This window comes from Ectothiorhodospira sp. 9100 (assembly GCF_022227565.1).
Taxonomy (GTDB): domain Bacteria; phylum Pseudomonadota; class Gammaproteobacteria; order Ectothiorhodospirales; family Ectothiorhodospiraceae; genus Ectothiorhodospira; species Ectothiorhodospira marina.
On record NZ_JAJNAN010000160.1, the window covers coordinates 1 to 331 of the forward strand.

General features: G+C 64.0%; 1 pseudogene. It reads left to right on the forward strand.

Going from position 1 to position 331, the window contains the following annotated elements:
- Positions 1-331 (forward strand): annotated as a pseudogene (locus tag LPW29_RS15440) (AAA-like domain-containing protein); the annotation flags it as partial.

The following is a 331-nucleotide window of genomic DNA, read 5'->3' on the forward strand; positions in this document are numbered from 1 at the left end:
TGCCCCGCGCCAGACGGGGAAGACCACCACGCTGCTGGCGATGATGCAGGCGATCAATGCGCAGGGTCGTTATGCCTGTGCCTATGCCAATATCGAGGGCGCCCAGGCGGCGCGTGGCGACTCGACGCTCGGCATCCAGGCAGCCTGCAGCGCCATTGCCCGATCCATCAACCACTATCTGGGCAACGACGCTCCGAGTCGCTGGCTGAGGGAGCATCAGGACACCAACGCCCAGGATCTGCTGACGCATTTGCTGGAAACATGGTCGCTTGGATGCGATCGCCCCACGGTGCTGTTCCTGGACGAAGTGGACGCCTTGGTGGGCGACACC